This window comes from Aquimarina sp. 433 (assembly GCF_054054605.1).
This window is the reverse complement of the sequence record NZ_JBSWZK010000001.1, coordinates 1-16,926: the sequence shown is the minus strand read 5'-3', so window position 1 is coordinate 16,926 and position 16,926 is coordinate 1. Positions and strand designations below refer to the sequence as shown.

13 protein-coding genes are annotated in these 16,926 nt (G+C 34.5%); 9 read left to right on the top strand and 4 right to left on the bottom strand.

Annotated elements, in window-relative coordinates; genetic code table 11:
- Nucleotides 1-236 precede the first annotated feature (236 nt).
- The gene (gene pruA, locus ACWNT5_RS00065; protein WP_299602713.1) at nt 237-1,865 is read right to left on the bottom strand and encodes an L-glutamate gamma-semialdehyde dehydrogenase; all 1,629 of its coding nucleotides are present in this window, start codon (nt 1,863-1,865) and stop codon (nt 237-239) included.
- Nucleotides 1,866-2,027: 162 nt separating this feature from the next.
- On the opposite strand from pruA, the gene ACWNT5_RS00060 reads away from it, so the two are divergent.
- On the top strand, nt 2,028-2,747 hold the full coding sequence (locus ACWNT5_RS00060; RefSeq protein WP_456516244.1) for an NRDE family protein: 720 nt from the start codon (nt 2,028-2,030) through the stop codon (nt 2,745-2,747).
- Nucleotides 2,748-2,812: 65 nt separating this feature from the next.
- On the top strand, nt 2,813-3,829 hold the full coding sequence (locus ACWNT5_RS00055; protein WP_456516694.1) for a DUF6695 family protein: 1,017 nt from the start codon (nt 2,813-2,815) through the stop codon (nt 3,827-3,829).
- Here ACWNT5_RS00055 and apaG read toward each other — a convergent pair.
- Nucleotides 3,798-4,184 carry a Co2+/Mg2+ efflux protein ApaG gene (gene apaG, locus ACWNT5_RS00050; protein ID WP_299602706.1) on the bottom strand — a complete coding sequence of 129 codons (387 nt, stop codon included), beginning with the start codon at nt 4,182-4,184 and terminating at the stop codon, nt 3,798-3,800. The two genes, ACWNT5_RS00055 and apaG, sit on opposite strands and share 32 nt — an antisense overlap.
- Before the next feature lie 2 nt (nt 4,185-4,186).
- The gene (locus ACWNT5_RS00045; RefSeq protein WP_299895769.1) at nt 4,187-5,245 is read right to left on the bottom strand and encodes a DUF3667 domain-containing protein; all 1,059 of its coding nucleotides are present in this window, start codon (nt 5,243-5,245) and stop codon (nt 4,187-4,189) included.
- A 389-nt stretch (nt 5,246-5,634) separates the two neighbouring features.
- Between ACWNT5_RS00045 and ACWNT5_RS00040 the strand changes: the two genes are divergently transcribed.
- The gene (locus ACWNT5_RS00040; protein ID WP_456516243.1) at nt 5,635-9,138 is read left to right on the top strand and encodes a starch-binding protein; all 3,504 of its coding nucleotides are present in this window, start codon (nt 5,635-5,637) and stop codon (nt 9,136-9,138) included.
- 52 nt (nt 9,139-9,190) lie between these two features.
- Here ACWNT5_RS00040 and ACWNT5_RS00035 read toward each other — a convergent pair whose 3' ends face one another.
- Nucleotides 9,191-10,459, bottom strand: coding sequence for a type IX secretion system plug protein (locus ACWNT5_RS00035; protein WP_299602699.1), 1,269 nt, complete (start codon nt 10,457-10,459; stop codon nt 9,191-9,193).
- Nucleotides 10,460-10,648: 189 nt separating this feature from the next.
- On the opposite strand from ACWNT5_RS00035, the gene ACWNT5_RS00030 reads away from it, so the two are divergent.
- Genes ACWNT5_RS00030 through nqrF form a run of 6 tightly spaced genes read left to right on the top strand, consistent with a single transcriptional unit; the run spans nt 10,649 to nt 16,747 of the window.
- Complete coding sequence (locus ACWNT5_RS00030) at nt 10,649-12,001, top strand: Na(+)-translocating NADH-quinone reductase subunit A (protein ID WP_299602696.1); 1,353 nt, start codon at nt 10,649-10,651, stop codon at nt 11,999-12,001.
- Nucleotides 12,002-12,005: 4 nt separating this feature from the next.
- On the top strand, nt 12,006-13,250 hold the full coding sequence (locus ACWNT5_RS00025) for an NADH:ubiquinone reductase (Na(+)-transporting) subunit B (RefSeq protein WP_299602693.1): 1,245 nt from the start codon (nt 12,006-12,008) through the stop codon (nt 13,248-13,250).
- Between the two features lie 2 nt (nt 13,251-13,252).
- The gene (locus ACWNT5_RS00020; protein ID WP_299602690.1) at nt 13,253-14,008 is read left to right on the top strand and encodes a Na(+)-translocating NADH-quinone reductase subunit C; all 756 of its coding nucleotides are present in this window, start codon (nt 13,253-13,255) and stop codon (nt 14,006-14,008) included.
- Nucleotides 14,009-14,011: 3 nt separating this feature from the next.
- Complete coding sequence (locus ACWNT5_RS00015) at nt 14,012-14,710, top strand: NADH:ubiquinone reductase (Na(+)-transporting) subunit D (RefSeq protein ID WP_299602688.1); 699 nt, start codon at nt 14,012-14,014, stop codon at nt 14,708-14,710.
- A gap of 11 nt (nt 14,711-14,721) precedes the next feature.
- Entirely contained in the window at nt 14,722-15,435 is a 714-nt protein-coding gene (nqrE, locus tag ACWNT5_RS00010; RefSeq protein ID WP_299602685.1) for an NADH:ubiquinone reductase (Na(+)-transporting) subunit E, read from the top strand.
- Nucleotide 15,436: 1 nt separating this feature from the next.
- Nucleotides 15,437-16,747: an NADH:ubiquinone reductase (Na(+)-transporting) subunit F gene (gene nqrF, locus ACWNT5_RS00005; RefSeq protein WP_299602683.1), complete on the top strand. Its 1,311-nt coding sequence runs from the start codon at nt 15,437-15,439 to the stop codon at nt 16,745-16,747.
- Nucleotides 16,748-16,926: the final 179 nt, after the last annotated feature.

Below are 16,926 nucleotides of genomic sequence, written 5' to 3'. Positions count from 1 at the left end.
GTAAGTATTAGATTTTTTGTTTTATTCAATTTGTGAATTGTAAAATAAGTCAACCCAATACCAAGAAATAAAAGGGACATAAGCAAAAAAACATGAAACCAAGAGATTACGTAATAGGTGTCATGTACATTGATATCTAAAGTGTCATTCTGAAAATAAAAACCGTATATCGTCATAAATAGAGATAATACCCAAAATGAGATATACGGTTTGCTTGTAATATGTTTTAGCATTTACTATTCTCCTAAAAATGGATATCTGTAGTCTGCTGGTGAAACAAATGTTTCTTTTATCGTACGAGGAGATACCCAACGTAATAGGTTTAGGTATGATCCTGCTTTATCATTAGTACCCGAAGCTCTTGCTCCTCCAAATGGTTGTTGTCCTACAACAGCACCAGTTGGTTTGTCATTGATATAGAAGTTTCCAGCAGCATTTTCTAACGCTTTAGTGGCTTCTGCAGCTGCATATCTATCTGTAGAGAAAATAGCACCTGTTAAAGCATATTCGCTAGTTTGATCAACTAATTTTAAAGTTTCTTCCCATTGATTGTCATCGTATACATAGATTGTAATCACAGGTCCAAAAAGTTCAGTACACATTGTGGTGTATTTTGGATCTTCTGTAAGAATCACCGTTGGTTCTATAAAGTATCCTTTTGACTTGTCATACCCACCACCAGCAATAATTGTAGCATTATCATCTTCTTTAGCTTGATCAATATACTTAGCAAGTTTATCGAATGATCCTTCATGAATTACAGCAGTAATGAAATTGCTCATATCCTCTGGAGATCCCATTTTGAAGGATTTGATGTCTGCCAATAAGAATTTTTCTACATCGCTCCACAAGCTTTTTGGTATATAAGCTCTGGAAGCTGCACTACATTTTTGTCCTTGGAATTCGAAAGCTCCTCTAGAAATCCCAGTAGCAACTTGTTTTGCATTTGCACTTGGATGTGCAACAATAAAATCTTTACCTCCAGTCTCGCCTACGATTCTAGGGTAGGTTTTATAGTTGTGGATATTGGTTCCAATTTTGGCCCAAATGTCTTTAAATACATGAGTACTTCCCGTAAAGTGGATACCAGCAAAATCCGGACTTGCTAATACAGTGTCTGTTATCATCACAGGATCACCGTATACTACATTGATTACTCCATCAGGAACTCCGGCTTCTTTGAAAATATCAACAATTACTTTTGCAGAATATATTTGACTATCACTTGGTTTCCATACGACAGTGTTTCCCATTAACGCAGCACTCGCAGGTAGATTTCCTGATATTGCAGTAAAGTTAAAAGGAGTAATTGCATATACGAAACCTTCTAACGGTCTATACTCTAATCTATTCCAAGCTCCAGAAGTAGAGTCTGGTTGATCTTCATAGATCTGAGTCATAAATTCTACATTAAATCTTAAGAAGTCTATAAATTCACAAGCTGCATCAATTTCAGCCTGAAAAATATTTTTTGATTGCGCTAACATCGTCGCTGCATTAATCTTTGCTCTGTAAGGACCAGCAATTAATTCTGCAGCTCTTAAGAATACAGCAGCACGTTGTTCCCAAGCAAGATTTGCCCATTTCGTGCGAGCTTCTAACGCTGTGTCGATAGCTTTTTGTATATGCTGTTTTTCAGCTTTATGATATGTTCCTAAAACATGTTTATGGTCGTGAGGAGGTGACATCGTTTCTGTATCTCCAGTTCTGATTTCTTCTCCGTTTATATAAAGAGGTACATCAATAGTAGTATTATACATTGATTTATAGGTTGCCAGAACTTCTTCTCTTTCTGGGGTTCCGGGCGCATATGACTTTACAGGCTCATTTATAGCTGTTGGAACTTGAAAAAAACCTTTTCCCATGATCTGATATATTTAGTTTGTAAGATGAGTACGTTTACTTAAAGCGGCAAAGATAGGAAATTAAAAAGGGCAATATTGATTTTAACCTTTTATAAACATGAGTAAAGTATTGTATGTATTTTTTTCGTAAGTTGTACAAAATTTATCCGACCCAAAAGACCTATGTGTACAGTAACTTTGATCCCCACCCAAGAAAACGGTTTTATATTAACCTCTAATAGAGATGAGGCAATTAATCGAAAAACGCTGGTTCCAGAGTTTTATCAGATTAAGAAGACTAGAATGCTTTTTCCTAAAGATGCGGTGGCTGGTGGTACTTGGATTGGTATCAGTGATAAAAATACGATGATTTGTTTGCTTAATGGAGGTTTTAAAATTCATGAAAGACTTATTTCTTACAGGCAAAGTCGAGGAGTAGTGGTTAAGGACTTGTTGGGGGCGGATGATTTGGAACAAGCAATAGAATCATATGATTACAAAGGAATAGAACCATTTACCATCGTTGCAGCAAATTGGAGTTCGGATTTGAAGTTTTATGAATTGGTTTGGGATGGAAAACAAAAACATTTTAAACAGTTAGAAAAACAGACGCATATTTGGTCATCTTCAACTTTGTATACTCCAGAAATGAAAAGTACAAGAGAAAACTGGTTTGATGCATTTGAGCAAGAAAATACGTTGACTTCCCAATCTCTTTTGAATTTTCATAAAAATGCTGGAATAGGTGATAAAAATATCGATTTACAAATCGACCGAGGTTTTCTTAGAACTCGAAGCATCACTCAGGTAGTAAAAGATAATGAAGAAGAGCTTTCTATGCGATACGAAGATCTTCAAAATTCCAAAGTTCATACCATAGCTTTTGGTGCTATTACTGCTTAGTTAAATAGTATCTTATTGTTATATAAAAGAATTAAGGTTATTAATATTAAAATGTGAAATCTGTGATGGATTACACGGGTAAAATAATTTCATTAGCATTTCCAGATACGTTTGTTAGATTTTCTGCCGAGGAGACTAAATCTACAAGTGTTTTGCAATTCTTAGGATTGGGAAAAAATGGTGTTATTAAGGCAGGTCATGCAGCGTTTGTCTTAATTGAAAATAAAACAGGAAATGCCGAGTATTACGATTTTGGCAGATATATTACGCCTCATGGAAAAGGTAGGGTGCGTAGTGCAATTACAGATGTGGAATTAGAAATTCCATTTAAGGCCACGTTCTCTGATGATGGCGCTTTGACTAATCTGGATAAGTTTCTTGTTTGGTTAGAGGCGCATCCTGAGAAAACGCATGGAACTGGAAGATTGGTTGCTTCTGTTTGTGATTATATTAATTATGAAAAAGCCAAGTCTTACGTGGTTGAAATGCAGGATCGAGGAAGTATTCCGTATTCAACTTTTAGAAAAGAAGGCAGTAATTGCTCTAGAATTGTTACCGATACCATTTTGAATAGCACGGATAAATCTCGTATTAGGACACCTTTACTCAGAAATAAATTATTTACACCTAGTCCTTTAGGAAATGTAGAAAAAGGATCTTTGAAGAATCAAATATTTCAGGTAGAGAATGGAGTTTTAATGGAGTATCCAAATTCCGTTTTAAAAGAAAATCTTACGAACTATTTTGATAAAAGAACTCCTGATATGGAATATTCTACTAATATAGAGTTGCCAAATTCTTTAGAAAATGCTCATTATCTTTCTGGAATTGGGAGTAGTGCATATTTTACAATAAAGAAGTCATCCGAAGTATCAATGTTTGAAATTAGTAGATATACCGAACATGGAATTGAGGATTTTAGAGGTGTATTTAAGTCGAGTACTGTTTTTAGTCTAACCAAAGAATATAAGTTCGTATATGATTCTAATTGTAAGTATTGTCATGTACAACAAGAAGGGAATACAATACGTTTTGATTTAGTTAAAAAACTTAATTTAAAGCAAAAGGAGCACTTAGTTTAAAACTAGGAATGATGACTTTAAACTTTCTAGTAGAAGTGAAGTTTACCATATTGTAGTGTCCTTTCATCGCTCCGAAAGGGGAACTTAAAAGACATCCGCTATTGTAAGTATGAGACTCTCCTGGTTTTAGTACTGGTTTTTTGCCAATAACACCCTCACCTTCTACAATTTCAGTATTGCTCAATGCATCTTTTATTTTCCAAAATCTCGAAGTAAGTTGAACCGAATCTTTACTTTGATTTTCTATGGTGATGCGGTAACCAAAGGCAAAATGAATCTTATAGTTCTTAAAGAACGTGCCTTCAAAGGTAGTATCTACCGAAATTTTTATACCTCTTGTTATTTGCTCAACCATTGTTAAAAAATAAATATAGATCCTATAATAGCCACCATTGAACCTATACTTGCTAAGATAAAAAATAATATGTTTACTAACAGAAATTTAACAATAGTTTTGGCTCTTTTTTGCTGATAAAAGTTACGCATAGCCTTATACAGATAAAAAAGAAAAACAAACATAGCGATGCTAGAAGCAATTTCGCTATTTGTAATTTGATCTAGTAATATGGCAATCCCCATTAGAATAAAAAACATGGTTTGAGTATGAAAAGTAAATACCAGATGTTCCATGTAGTTAAAGGAGCGTCTAACGTAGATCAACCAAATGGTTAAAGCGAAAAAAGGAAGGAAGAAAAAAATGATAAATGGAAGTTTGTTAAATACAAATTTCAAAAGTTCCATTGGATTTTCATTAAGATCTCCTGTTCTAATACTTCTTCTGTATAGATATTTGGTATATCCACTTTTATTATGTTGCAAACTGTCTAGCGCCAAACTAGCTGATAACTGTCCTGTTTTTTTATAATGAGATTTGTAAGTTTTCCATCGACCTTTAGTTGCATTATATATGCTCATGGTGTCTAATTGAGCTTCATCATAATATACAAAATCTTCCTGCTCTTTATTTTGAGCGATAGTGTCTGTTTTGTTGCTTTCATCGGTCAATGAAGGGCTCGATATTTTGACTTGAAATGCTTCTTTTTTATCTCTTTCCTCATGGTCTTCAAGGATTAAAGTGTCAAAATCAATAAACAATCCACTAATAATAAAAAATATGATAGAGACACTGAGGTAAAACCTAAATGGGTTGGCGTATTTTATACGTTTTCCTTCGACATATTCTTTCGTAACCACTCCTGGTTTGAAAAGTAATCCCACGATGGTGTGTCTTAATCGAGAGTCGTAAGAAAAAATACTGGCAAAGAACTCGTTAAAAAAATCTTTAAACGAAAGTTTTTTGGTAGTGTTAATTTGGCCGCAATTATGACAATAACGATCTATAACATCCAAAGGAACTCCACAGTTTAAACATTCATTACCTCGATATTTTTTAAGAAATCTCCCCTTTTCTTTCATGGTTAGCAGATGGTTTGCATAATGAGACTAAAGTAGTTGTATTTCGTTACAAAATAAAACAATTTCCAATGTCTTTAAAACTGGGTAAGTTGTTGCAAATATTTAAGTTCGAAATACGCAAACGATAGAATAAAAATGTAGGAAAAAATGATTATAACGTTTTAGTTGAATTTTGATAGTGTTTTTAAGCAATATTTTTAGGTTTTTATCGAAAAAAATAATTTTAACTTTATCGATTTAGGTTAGTTTAAGTATTTGAAAATAAGTCAGTTAAATTGATTTTAAAGCTTATGAAGGTATAGTGTTTAGAGAAGGTAAATGGTATTTTTGAGTAGTTAAATTACGGTTTAGCAACAATACTTTTTTTAAACAACTTAATAAACCTTTATATGATTAAATCAAACCTTGTCTTTAGCATAGCTTTATGTTTATTTATTTTTTTTAGAGTTACTATTGGAAATGCGCAATATAATGCAGATGCGCCATGGATGTCTCAAACTTTTCAAAAATCAACTTCCGATACTAAAAACACATTAAAATTTAATGAATTGGTCAATGCTTTTGATCGATATTGGGAGAATAAAGATTTTAATGTAAAAGGAAACGGACATAAACCTTTTAAGAGATGGCAGGAGTTTCATAAGAATACAGTGATGCCAGATGGTACGTTACCAACATCTGATTTTTTGTGGGATGTCTGGGAAGAAAAACAAAATAAGAAGACGTATAACAGTAAAATGACGGAAAGTTGGCTTCCAATTGGGCCTTTTGATCATGATCCTACAAATTCGTGGTCACCAGGCCAAGGGAGAATAAATGTTGGGATCATCGATCCTAATCAGTCTAATGTTATGTATGTAGGAGCGCCTGCAGGAGGAATTTGGAAATCTATAGATAATGGAGAAAATTGGGAGCCTTTATCCGATGATTTACCTCAAATCGGAGTTTCGGGTATCGCAATTGACTATAATAATTCTAATGTAATTTATATATCTACAGGTGATGATGATGCTAGTGATTCTTACGGGATAGGTGTGTTGAAATCGACTGATGGAGGGTATACCTGGAATAAAACCGGTCTCGAAGCCTCTGATCAATACGAAATTGGTAATGATATTTATATAGATCCTAATAATTCTAATAAATTATGGGTGGCAACGAGTAGAGGTGTTTATAAAACTGAAGATGCTGGTGCAAATTGGGTAAAAACATTAGTGGGAAATATTAAGGATATAAAGATAAAACCTGGTGATACCAATACCATCTATGCGGCAACTTCTAATACTTTTTATAAATCTACTGACGGAGGTAATAGTTTTTACGTAGTACAAAATGGATTGCCTGTCAATTCTTCACGACTTGTTATAGATGTTACTCCTGCAGATCCGAATTATGTATATGTTTTAAGTGCTGCCATTGGAAACTCTTTTCAAGGTTTGTATAGATCTACTGATGCTGGTGCAAGCTTTCATAAAACTCAGGAAACTGAAAATATTTTAGAAAGTACACAAGCATGGTATGATTTAGCATTAGCGGTTTCGGATGAGGATCCAGATATGGTTTTTGTAGGGTGTCTTAATGTATGGAAATCGATTGATGGAGGAGATAATTTTGTAAGAGTAAATAGGTGGAATAGTCCAACGGAACCTACATATACACACGCAGATATACATTTTTTACGTTTTTATAATGGCCGACTTTTGTGTGGAAGTGATGGAGGGATTTATGAGTCTGTGAATAACGGGATATCGTTTACGGATTTGACAAAAGGTCTTCAAATTGGTCAGTTTTATAAAATATCAGTAGCAGAGAATAGTTCTTCTGATCATTTGGTTGGTGGTTTACAAGATAACGGAGGCTATGCTTTAGACGGTTCTCAGTGGAATGTTTATCATGGAGCAGATGGTATGGATTGTGCGGTTCAGGGTGATGATCCAAATACATATTATGGATTTATTCAATATGGGATTAGTTTGTATAAAACAGAAGATCGAGGTAAAACTCGTAGATATTCTGGTGGAGGACCTGAAAGAGGAAATTGGGTAACGCCTTTGGTGTCCGATCGTAATGGAAATATTTACGCAGGATTTAAAAGCTTCTATAAGTTAGACAATGTTTCTTTTAGAAAACAAACTGATTTTGATTTCGGAGGTAGTAATATAGATCATATAGAGTTAGATCCTACAGATATGAATATAATCTACGCTGCTGATTTTAGAGATTTATATAAAAGTAAAGATCGTGGTGTAAACTGGGAGAAAATATATTCATTTCCTTCTTCAATTACTTCTATCGAAGTTCATAATGATAATAATCGGATTATTTATGTATCAACATCAGGATCTATTAGCGGAAAAGTTTTTAGATCAGAAAACCAAGGAGTTAGTTTTCAAGATATTTCTGGGGATTTATCGCCAGATGCCAAATTCGTAGTGAGACATCACAAAGGAACAGAATCTATTTATTTAGGAACCTACTTAGGAGTATATTTAAAAAATGGAGAAGAGCCGTGGCAAGATTATTCTTCCAAGCTTCCTAATGTAGCTGTAAGAGATTTAGAGATAAATCTAAAGGATAATGTGTTATTAGCAGCTACCTATGGTAGAGGAGTTTGGAAAGTTCCGTTAGCTATAGAAATTCCATCTGATGAAATAGCGCCGTCTAAGCCATTAGAAGTTGTGACATCAGAAATTGATCAGGTTTCGCTAACATTAACTTGGAATGCGTCTACGGATAATATTGCAGTTACTAGTTATGAGATTTATGAAGGAGATGAGTTTGTGAAATCGGTAAATGGTACAACTACAAATATTACAGGACTATCTGCGAATACCAGTTATGAATTTAGAATTATAGCATTAGACAGAAAAGGAAATAAATCTATTCCAAGCGATGTTACTTTCGTTACGACAGAAATGGTTTCCGAAATTACTGTAAACTTTTATAAACCATGGGGTTGGAGTGATCAGGTGCAGGTTTACTTTTTTAGTGCTTCTTTAAATACAACACTTTCTGGAACTAATGAATGGCCAGGGCAATCCATGAGTTTGTTTCCAACAACAAATTGGTATTCTTATACAGTGCAGTTGCCTGCTGGTATTCATGAAAATGATATACGTATGGTGTTTAATGCCGATGGTAATCAAACAGATGATTTGATGCGTTCATCAGATGGTTGGTATTATGAAGGTGTTTGGAGCGATGAATGTCCGATAGATTGTGATGGTTTAAATGCAACAGTTATAGATATTTATTTTAATACTCCTACCTACAGCTGGAATGGGCCTTCGAATATTTATGTGTTTGATAGAAATCGAAATATTACTTTAGAAAACACCGTAGCTTGGCCTGGTCAAGCGATGGCCACTATATCAGGAACTCCATGGAAGAAATGGTCATTCATCGTTCCTAATGGGGTGTCTCCTGATGATATAGGTATAGTATTTAATGATGGTAATGGAATGCAGACGGTAGATTTAGCAAGAAATAGGACAGGTTGGTTTACAGCTGGATATATCGATAATGGAAAATATGTTGGTTTCTGGAGTGATTCTTGTCCGTCATCATGTGATCAGATACCGTCAATTGATGAGGTAGAAGAATCAATTTCGACAATAGCATCTACTTCGGAAGATACCGTAAAGGCGATGATTATACCTAACCCGATTAAAGAGGATTCATTTTTAAGGCTTAATTTGCCAAGTAGCGGAGTTTTAGAAGTTAATTTTATAAACTTACTAGGGCAAAAAAGAACAATATTTAATGATAATGTTATTTCTGGAAGAATGGATATTCAACTTAATCATTTCGATAATAGTCGAAAAGGAATATGCTTTTACGAAATCAAACTCAATGGAACTAGACTGCATACCATAAAAGCAGTTGTGCAATAAATTTTGCAAAGAGTTTAAAAAGGGTAAAGTTTTATTGTTTTACCCTTTTTTTTTAGTTTGTAATATTTCTTGAGTTTCCGATTCCTTTTCCAATTGCACGATCATAACGAGCACCAGGAGCACGATAATATGGAATGACTACATATTCATTTTCAGTTTCATCGAAATTACCGCTAATAAAACCTGGGTCAATGGTTCCGTCAGGACGCACCAATACATATTTGTAATTGTTGAATCCCTGTTTAAATAATTTTTTACCTGTGTAAATTCCGTTCTCTTGATCATATGTTAAACGAGTAGACTCGTCAGTTATATAATTATTGAAATTTCCGAAAAGATGAATTTCTCCGCCATCTAAAGGCTCATAGCACTGCAATGCAAAATGCATCCATACGTAATCCGCTTCTGTATTGCTGTTTTCTGCTCTGAGATTTCTAACAACAAAACTACCGTTAATATCAGGATAATAAGTGTAAATTCTATTACCGCGTACCACATCTGTATAGAGATAATTGTGATAAATATCTTGTAAATCGATTCCTCTGATATTAGCAGTAGGTGATCGTACTTCTTTATTGTCAAAGAAAAGAAATTCATTTCCTGCCCAGAAGCTAGATTCAGTATCATATTTGTATACTAGGTTATTGGCAACGGTAAATTGTGGAATTAAATCTGTGATAGCATTTTTTAAATCATTATTCTGAATCACTAAGGTTTTTACGTTGCGTTTAGGATTCTTCAGAATTTCATTTGGTGAACTTATTTCAAATTGTACAGATTGTCGTGTATCGATAAATTTTAAGTCTCTTGATCTTTTGGTGTATACTTTAACGTTAGTCAGATTTTCATAAACGATGAACTTTCTGGAAAACACAATTTCACCATCGTCATCATAAATTTCGATCATATAGTTCCCACTTACCTTTAAACCTCTTGTATCTTCATTGGGGATTCTTAAGGTATAATGGCTATACATCTGTAAGGTGTTAAAAGAATTTTCGTAGTTGACTATTCTAATATCATCAAATCCGTTTAGGTATTCATTTTTGTACAAGGAAGAAGGAGTCCAGTCAAAATTATAATAGGTGATTTTGTAATAATAATCTACTTCATCTCCATTGATATCATCAAACCTAATGGTTAGTGGATCACCAAGTTTTAAAATTGGTGTGCCCGAAAATTCTTCACTACCAAAAAGTTGAATGGTTTTGATATGGTCTGGAGGTGCGACCTCTTCTGTGGTTTCTTGAGCGAGAATAATTGATGGAAAGGAGCTAAAAATTCCTAAAATCAAAAAGAATTGTTTAAGTTTTTGTGACATTAATAGAATTGTTGATTGTGTAAAGATAAACAAAATGTGTGCCTAAAGATAAGTGTAGATTTTTTAGGGCTCAAACTTCTTATTTAGAAACATTATAAATAAAATCTTATAACATCACCAGCTTTCACTTACGTGTTTTAATTAGTAAATTTGCACGATTTTTTTAGTTAATTAACATAGACTACTAATATGTCAAAAGACATTCGTATCAGAAAGGGCTTAGACATTAAGCTGGTTGGTGAAGCAGAGAAGATTACTTCTGAAGCTACCAAGAGCAATGTTTACGCAATAAAGCCTGACGATTTCCACGGTATTGTACCCAAAGTTATTGCCAAACAAGGTACAGAAGTAAAAGCCGGCGAACCCCTTTTCCACTCAAAAACTAATGAAAATATGCTTTTTCCTTCCCCAGTAAGTGGTGAAGTTGTGGAAATTGTTCGCGGTGCTAAACGAAAAATATTAACGTTCAAGATTTTAGCGGATAAAGAACAGCAATTTGCCGATTATGGTGCAAAGGATGTAAAGTCAATGAGTGGAGAAGATATCAAATCTCACTTATTAGCGTCTGGTTGTTGGCCGTTTATAAAGCAACGTCCATATGATGTAATTGCTAATCCAGAAGTTGCTCCAAAAGCAATATTTATTTCTGCATATGCAACTGCACCATTGGCTGCAGATCTTGAATACGTTTTAACGGGTAAAGAAAAAGAGCTACAAGCAGCTGTTACGGCATTGAGCAAGTTGACAGAAGGTGATGTCCATGTTTCTATTGGTAAAAATGGAAGTTCTCCTTTTACTGGTTTAGATAACATCACCATTCATAATGTAAGTGGTCCACATCCTGCTGGAAATGTTGGGGTACAGATCGCTAAAGTAGATCCAATAAACAAAGGAGAAGTTGTATGGGTAGTAAATCCTCAGGACTTAGTGATTATTGGAGAGTTGTTATTAACAGGGAAATTTAATGCCGAGCGTATTATTGCGCTAGCAGGATCTTCTGTAAAAAGCCCTAAGTATTTTAAGACAAAAATAGGCGCAGAAGTATCTTCAGTGGTATATGATTCTGGAGTAAATGATAACAACATAAGAGTGATCAGTGGTAATGTGCTTACTGGAGATAATGTAAAGCCTGATGGTCATTTAGGTTTTTATCATGATATGATTACTGTAATCCCGGAAGGAAATGATTATGAGTTTTTTGGATGGAATAAGCCAATCTTCAATAAAATTTCTCCTTCTAGAGCATTGACTTTTTCTTGGTTATTCCCAAATAAAAAGTATGATTTAAATACGAATACGAATGGAGAGCATAGAGCGTTTGTAGTTACTGGTAATTATGAAAATGTTTTTCCAATGGATATTTATCCGTTACAAATCTTAAAAGCTTGTGCTGTTAATGATTTGGATGCGATGGAGCAGTTAGGAATGTATGAAGTAGCTCCTGAAGATTTTGCGTTGACTGAGTTCATTTGTGTGTCCAAACAACCACATCAGCAAATCATCAGAGAAGGATTGGATTTAATGTTAAAAGAAATAGGATAGAGTCATGAGTTTAAAAAGTAAATTACATAACTTAAAACTTAAGTATAAAGGTACAAAGATGGCGCCTGCATTTAATGCAATCCATACTTTTTTGTATTTACCGGACGAAACTACACATTCTGGAGCTCATGTAAGAGGAGCAGATGATCTAAAACGTACGATGAATACTGTGATTATGTCACTAGTGCCATGTTTGATATTTGGTATGTTTAATGCAGGATATCAGCATTATTTAGCACTTGGAGAAATAGAAGCGGCTTCTAATGGTTTTTTTAGCGCTGCTTTTTGGTCTTTAGATAATCTAGTTATTGGATTGTGGAAGATTTTACCATTAGTAGTGATTTCATATGGAGTAGGGTTAGCGGTAGAGTTTTTATTTGCGGTAATTAAAGGTCATGAGGTAGAAGAGGGTTACTTAGTAACAGGAATGTTAGTTCCTTTGATCGTGCCAGTGGATACTCCATTATGGATGTTAGCAGTTGCAGTGATTTTTGGAGTGGTTATCGGTAAAGAAGTATTTGGTGGTACGGGAATGAATATTTTGAATCCTGCTTTAACGATTAGAGCATTTTTATTCTTTGCATATCCAACATGGATGTCAGGTGATAAAGTATGGGTACATGGAGCAGTAGAAAGAGCAAATGAAATTGCTGGTGGAGCACAATTAGATGCAATATCAGGAGAAACAATTCTTGGAGGCTTAGCACAAGGAAAGAATATTATAGGATCAGGTGATGCTACATACTCGGTAATGGACGCTTTTTACGGATTTATTCCTGGTTCTGTAGGAGAAACATCTGCATTATTAATTTTATTAGGAGCAGCTTTCTTAATTTTTACAAAAATTGGAAGTTGGAGAATCATGTTAAGTGCAGTTATCGGAACTTTAGTAATGGGATTAATATTCAACGGAGTTACTAATGCAGGTTGGATTTCGGAATCAAGTAAGTTTTATGCATTAATGAATTTAGAATTCTGGAAACATCTTATTGTAGGTGGAATTGCATTTGGTATAGTGTTTATGGCTACAGATCCAGTAACAGCTTCACAAACGAATAAAGGAAAATGGATTTATGGATTCTTGATTGGATTTATCTCTATATTGATAAGAGTATTTAATCCGGCATATCCAGAAGGAGTATTCTTAGCAATTCTATTGATGAACGTATTTGCTCCAACTATTGATCACTATGTGGTTCAAGGAAATGTGAAGAAGAGAATGAAACGTCTAAAATTAAAAACAGCGTAACGATGGCGATTAATACAGATAAAAATTCATATACGATCATCTTTGCGATTGCAATGGTGGTTGTAGTAGGCGCCTTATTAGCAGGAATATCTTCAGTTTTAAAACCTAATATCACTGCTAATAAAATAACAGAGAAGCAGCAAAATATTTTGTTTGCTATGGGAGTTACTGATACCGAAGATCCTAATGAGTTTGTTCCTGCAGAAAAAGCAGAAGAGCTTTTTAATAAGTATGTGGGAGATGAAAAATATATCATTGTAGGTGATGTTGCAGAGAAGACTGAAGATGCTTTTAACATCGAGGTGAAAAAGGAGAATGATAAATTAAAGCAAGACCCAAATTACAAACGTAAAATGCCTTTATTCATCGGTAAAAAAGATGGAGAGGAGTTTTATATTGTTCCAATGAGAGGAAATGGTCTTTGGGATGCGATTTGGGGATATGTGTCTTTAGATAAAGAGTTTAAGAAGGTAAAAGGAGCATTTTTTGATCACAAAGGAGAAACTCCTGGATTAGGTGCAAATATCAAAGAAGCATATTTCAGAGATGACTTTATTGGAGAAAGCATACTAGATGCTGCTGGAAACTATAAAGGAATTACGGTAAAGAAAGGTAATGGAGATCCTAAGAATGTGAGAAAAGATGACAATGCTGTGGATGCTATGGCGGGAGCTACGATCACTGGTGATGGTGTTACGGCTATGGTAAAGAAAGGGATCAAAATGTATCAACCTTATTTCGCAACTTTAAAAAAATAACAAATGGCTGAAGTAACAGAAGAAAAAGTTGAAGTTAAAGCAAAAGAGCCTAAAGAGCCATTGTTTTCGAAGAAGAATAAAAAGCTATTAACAGATCCACTTGCTGATAATAATCCTATTACAATTCAGGTATTAGGTATTTGTTCTGCATTGGCAATTACTGCGCAGTTAAAGCCATCTATCGTAATGGCAATTTCGGTAGTATTTGTTTTAGGAATCGGTAATGTGGTAATCTCATTGATGAGAAATATCATTCCTTCTAAGATTAGAATTATCGTGCAATTGGTAGTTGTTGCTACTTTAGTAATTGTGGTGGATCAAGTACTAAAAGCATTTGCATATACATTAAGTAAAGAACTTTCGGTATTTATCGGATTAATCATTACCAACTGTATTATCATGGGACGTTTTGAAGCATTTGCTTTGGGTAATGGTCCTTGGAAATCTTTCTTGGATGGTATTGGTAATGCAGCAGGATATGGAGTATTGTTGATCATCGTTGCTTTCTTTAGAGAGTTATTAGGATCAGGAACACTATTCGGGGCTAAAGTATTAGGAGATCCGATCGAAAAGACTGGAGTATACGCTTTTGGATATGAGAATAATGGTTTTATGGTGTTAGCACCAATGGCATTGATCACGGTGGGAATTATTATCTGGATCCAAAGAAGTAGAAATAAAGCATTAATTGAAGATCATTAAAATAAAGAAACATGGAATATTTAGAGTTATTTTTAAAATCGATCTTTATAGATAATATGGTATTCGCATTCTTTTTAGGAATGTGTTCATACCTTGCGGTTTCCAAAAAAGTATCTACTGCGGTAGGTCTTGGAGCAGCCGTTATATTTGTTTTGGCAATTACAGTGCCTTTAAACTTTTTACTAGATAAGTATATTCTTAGAGAAGGTGCATTGGTTTGGTTAGGTCCTGAATACGCAGATTACGACTTAAGTTTCTTAACTTTTATTTTATTTATTGCTACCATAGCTACTATGGTACAATTGGTAGAGATTATTGTAGAGAAGTTTTCTCCATCCTTATACAATTCATTAGGTATATTTTTACCACTTATCGCGGTAAACTGTGCGATTCTTGGAGGGTCATTATTTATGCAACAAAAAGAATTTGCGACGATTTCGCACGCTGCAGTCTACGGAATAGGATCAGGGATAGGATGGTTCTTAGCAATCTTAGCGATTGCTGCTATTAGAGAAAAGATCAGATATTCTAATGTGCCTGCTCCGTTAAGAGGACTAGGAATCACATTTATTCTTACTGGTTTAATGGCGATTGGTTTCATGAGTTTTGGTGGAATGTTAACTGGTGGTGAAGAAGAAGAGGCCAAAAAGAAAGAAACTGTGCAAGTGAAAGAAGAGACTGCTAAAGAAGTAGCAGAAAATACTAACGTTTCAATACTTAAATAATATGATATTTTTAGCATCTACAGTTGGAACAATCGTTATCACCATTATTTCATTTTTGGTGTTAACATTGGTTTTAGTTGGGATTTTATTGTTTGCAAAAGACAAATTATTACCATCAGGACCTGTAAAGATTACCATTAATGGAGAAAAGGAGATAGAAGTAGCTTCTGGAGGTACTTTATTATCTACTTTGGGTAATGAAAAAATATTTTTACCATCTGCATGTGGTGGTGGTGGAACCTGTATACAGTGTGAATGCCACGTATTAGAAGGTGGAGGCGAAGCATTGCCTACAGAAACACCACACTTTTCTCGTAAAGAGTTACAGCATGGAGCGCGTTTAGCTTGTCAGGTAAAAGTAAAACAAGATATGAATATCGAAATACCAGAAGAGGTATTTGGTATCAAGAAATGGGAAGCAGAAGTTGTGCGTAACTATAACGTGGCTTCTTTTATCAAAGAATTTGTAGTTCGTATTCCGGAAGATATGGGATATAAAGCAGGAGGATATATTCAGATAGAAATTCCACCTTGTGAAATTAAATATTCTGATATTGATATTACTGCGCATCCAGAGGAGCATGAAACTCCAGACAAATTCAAAGCGGAATGGGATAAGTTTGGTTTATGGCCATTAGTGATGAAGAATGGAGAAACTGTGGAAAGAGCATATTCTATGGCTTCTTACCCAGCAGAAGGAAGAGACATTATGCTAAATGTTCGTATTGCTACTCCACCATGGGATAGAAGTAAGAATGCTTGGATGGATGTTAATCCAGGTGTAGCATCTTCTTATATTTTCGCACAAAAACCTGGAGATAAAGTTACTATCTCTGGTCCTTACGGAGAATTCTTTATCAATGAATCTGAAGCAGAAATGCTTTACGTAGGTGGTGGTGCAGGAATGGCGCCAATGCGTTCTCACCTGTATCATTTATTCAAAACCTTAGAAACTGGTCGTAAAGTTACCTATTGGTACGGAGGACGTTCTAAAAGAGAATTATTTTACTTAGATCATTTCCAGCAATTAGAAGATAAGTTTCCTAACTTTAAATTCTATTTAGCTTTATCTGAGCCATTAGAAGAGGATAATTGGAAAGTAAAGAAAGATATTAATGATACAGAAGGTGATGGATTTGTAGGATTTATCCATAATTGTGTGATCGATAATTATCTGAATCACCATGATGCACCTGAGGATATAGAATTATATTTCTGTGGTCCACCATTAATGAACAAAGCAGTTCAAAAAATGGGAGAAGATTTTGGTATTCCTGATGAGAATATCAGATTTGATGACTTTGGAGGATAGGACATCTAGTGTCTATAACATACTTTTAAAAACCGATACAAAAATGTATCGGTTTTTTATTCTGGGAGGGTTTAATACCCCGAGGCTTGCCTCGCATGAAAAAAAATAGTAATCTTGAGCGTGAGCTCAAGCATCCATATTCATAAAAGTCACAATGTTTCCCTGTTGTTATATCATTT

What these genes read in the sequence shown, in the direction of transcription:
- pruA (WP_299602713.1), bottom strand. Translation starts at nt 1,865, where the DNA reads ATGGGAAAAGGTTTTTTTCAAGTTCCAACAGCTATAAATGAGCCTGTA.
- ACWNT5_RS00060 (WP_456516244.1), top strand. Translation starts at nt 2,028, where the DNA reads ATGTGTACAGTAACTTTGATCCCCACCCAAGAAAACGGTTTTATATTA.
- ACWNT5_RS00055 (WP_456516694.1), top strand. Translation starts at nt 2,813, where the DNA reads ATGGATTACACGGGTAAAATAATTTCATTAGCATTTCCAGATACGTTT.
- apaG (WP_299602706.1), bottom strand. Translation starts at nt 4,184, where the DNA reads ATGGTTGAGCAAATAACAAGAGGTATAAAAATTTCGGTAGATACTACC.
- ACWNT5_RS00045 (WP_299895769.1), bottom strand. Translation starts at nt 5,245, where the DNA reads ATGAAAGAAAAGGGGAGATTTCTTAAAAAATATCGAGGTAATGAATGT.
- ACWNT5_RS00040 (WP_456516243.1), top strand. Translation starts at nt 5,635, where the DNA reads ATGATTAAATCAAACCTTGTCTTTAGCATAGCTTTATGTTTATTTATT.
- ACWNT5_RS00035 (WP_299602699.1), bottom strand. Translation starts at nt 10,459, where the DNA reads ATGTCACAAAAACTTAAACAATTCTTTTTGATTTTAGGAATTTTTAGC.
- ACWNT5_RS00030 (WP_299602696.1), top strand. Translation starts at nt 10,649, where the DNA reads ATGTCAAAAGACATTCGTATCAGAAAGGGCTTAGACATTAAGCTGGTT.
- ACWNT5_RS00025 (WP_299602693.1), top strand. Translation starts at nt 12,006, where the DNA reads ATGAGTTTAAAAAGTAAATTACATAACTTAAAACTTAAGTATAAAGGT.
- ACWNT5_RS00020 (WP_299602690.1), top strand. Translation starts at nt 13,253, where the DNA reads ATGGCGATTAATACAGATAAAAATTCATATACGATCATCTTTGCGATT.
- ACWNT5_RS00015 (WP_299602688.1), top strand. Translation starts at nt 14,012, where the DNA reads ATGGCTGAAGTAACAGAAGAAAAAGTTGAAGTTAAAGCAAAAGAGCCT.
- nqrE (WP_299602685.1), top strand. Translation starts at nt 14,722, where the DNA reads ATGGAATATTTAGAGTTATTTTTAAAATCGATCTTTATAGATAATATG.
- nqrF (WP_299602683.1), top strand. Translation starts at nt 15,437, where the DNA reads ATGATATTTTTAGCATCTACAGTTGGAACAATCGTTATCACCATTATT.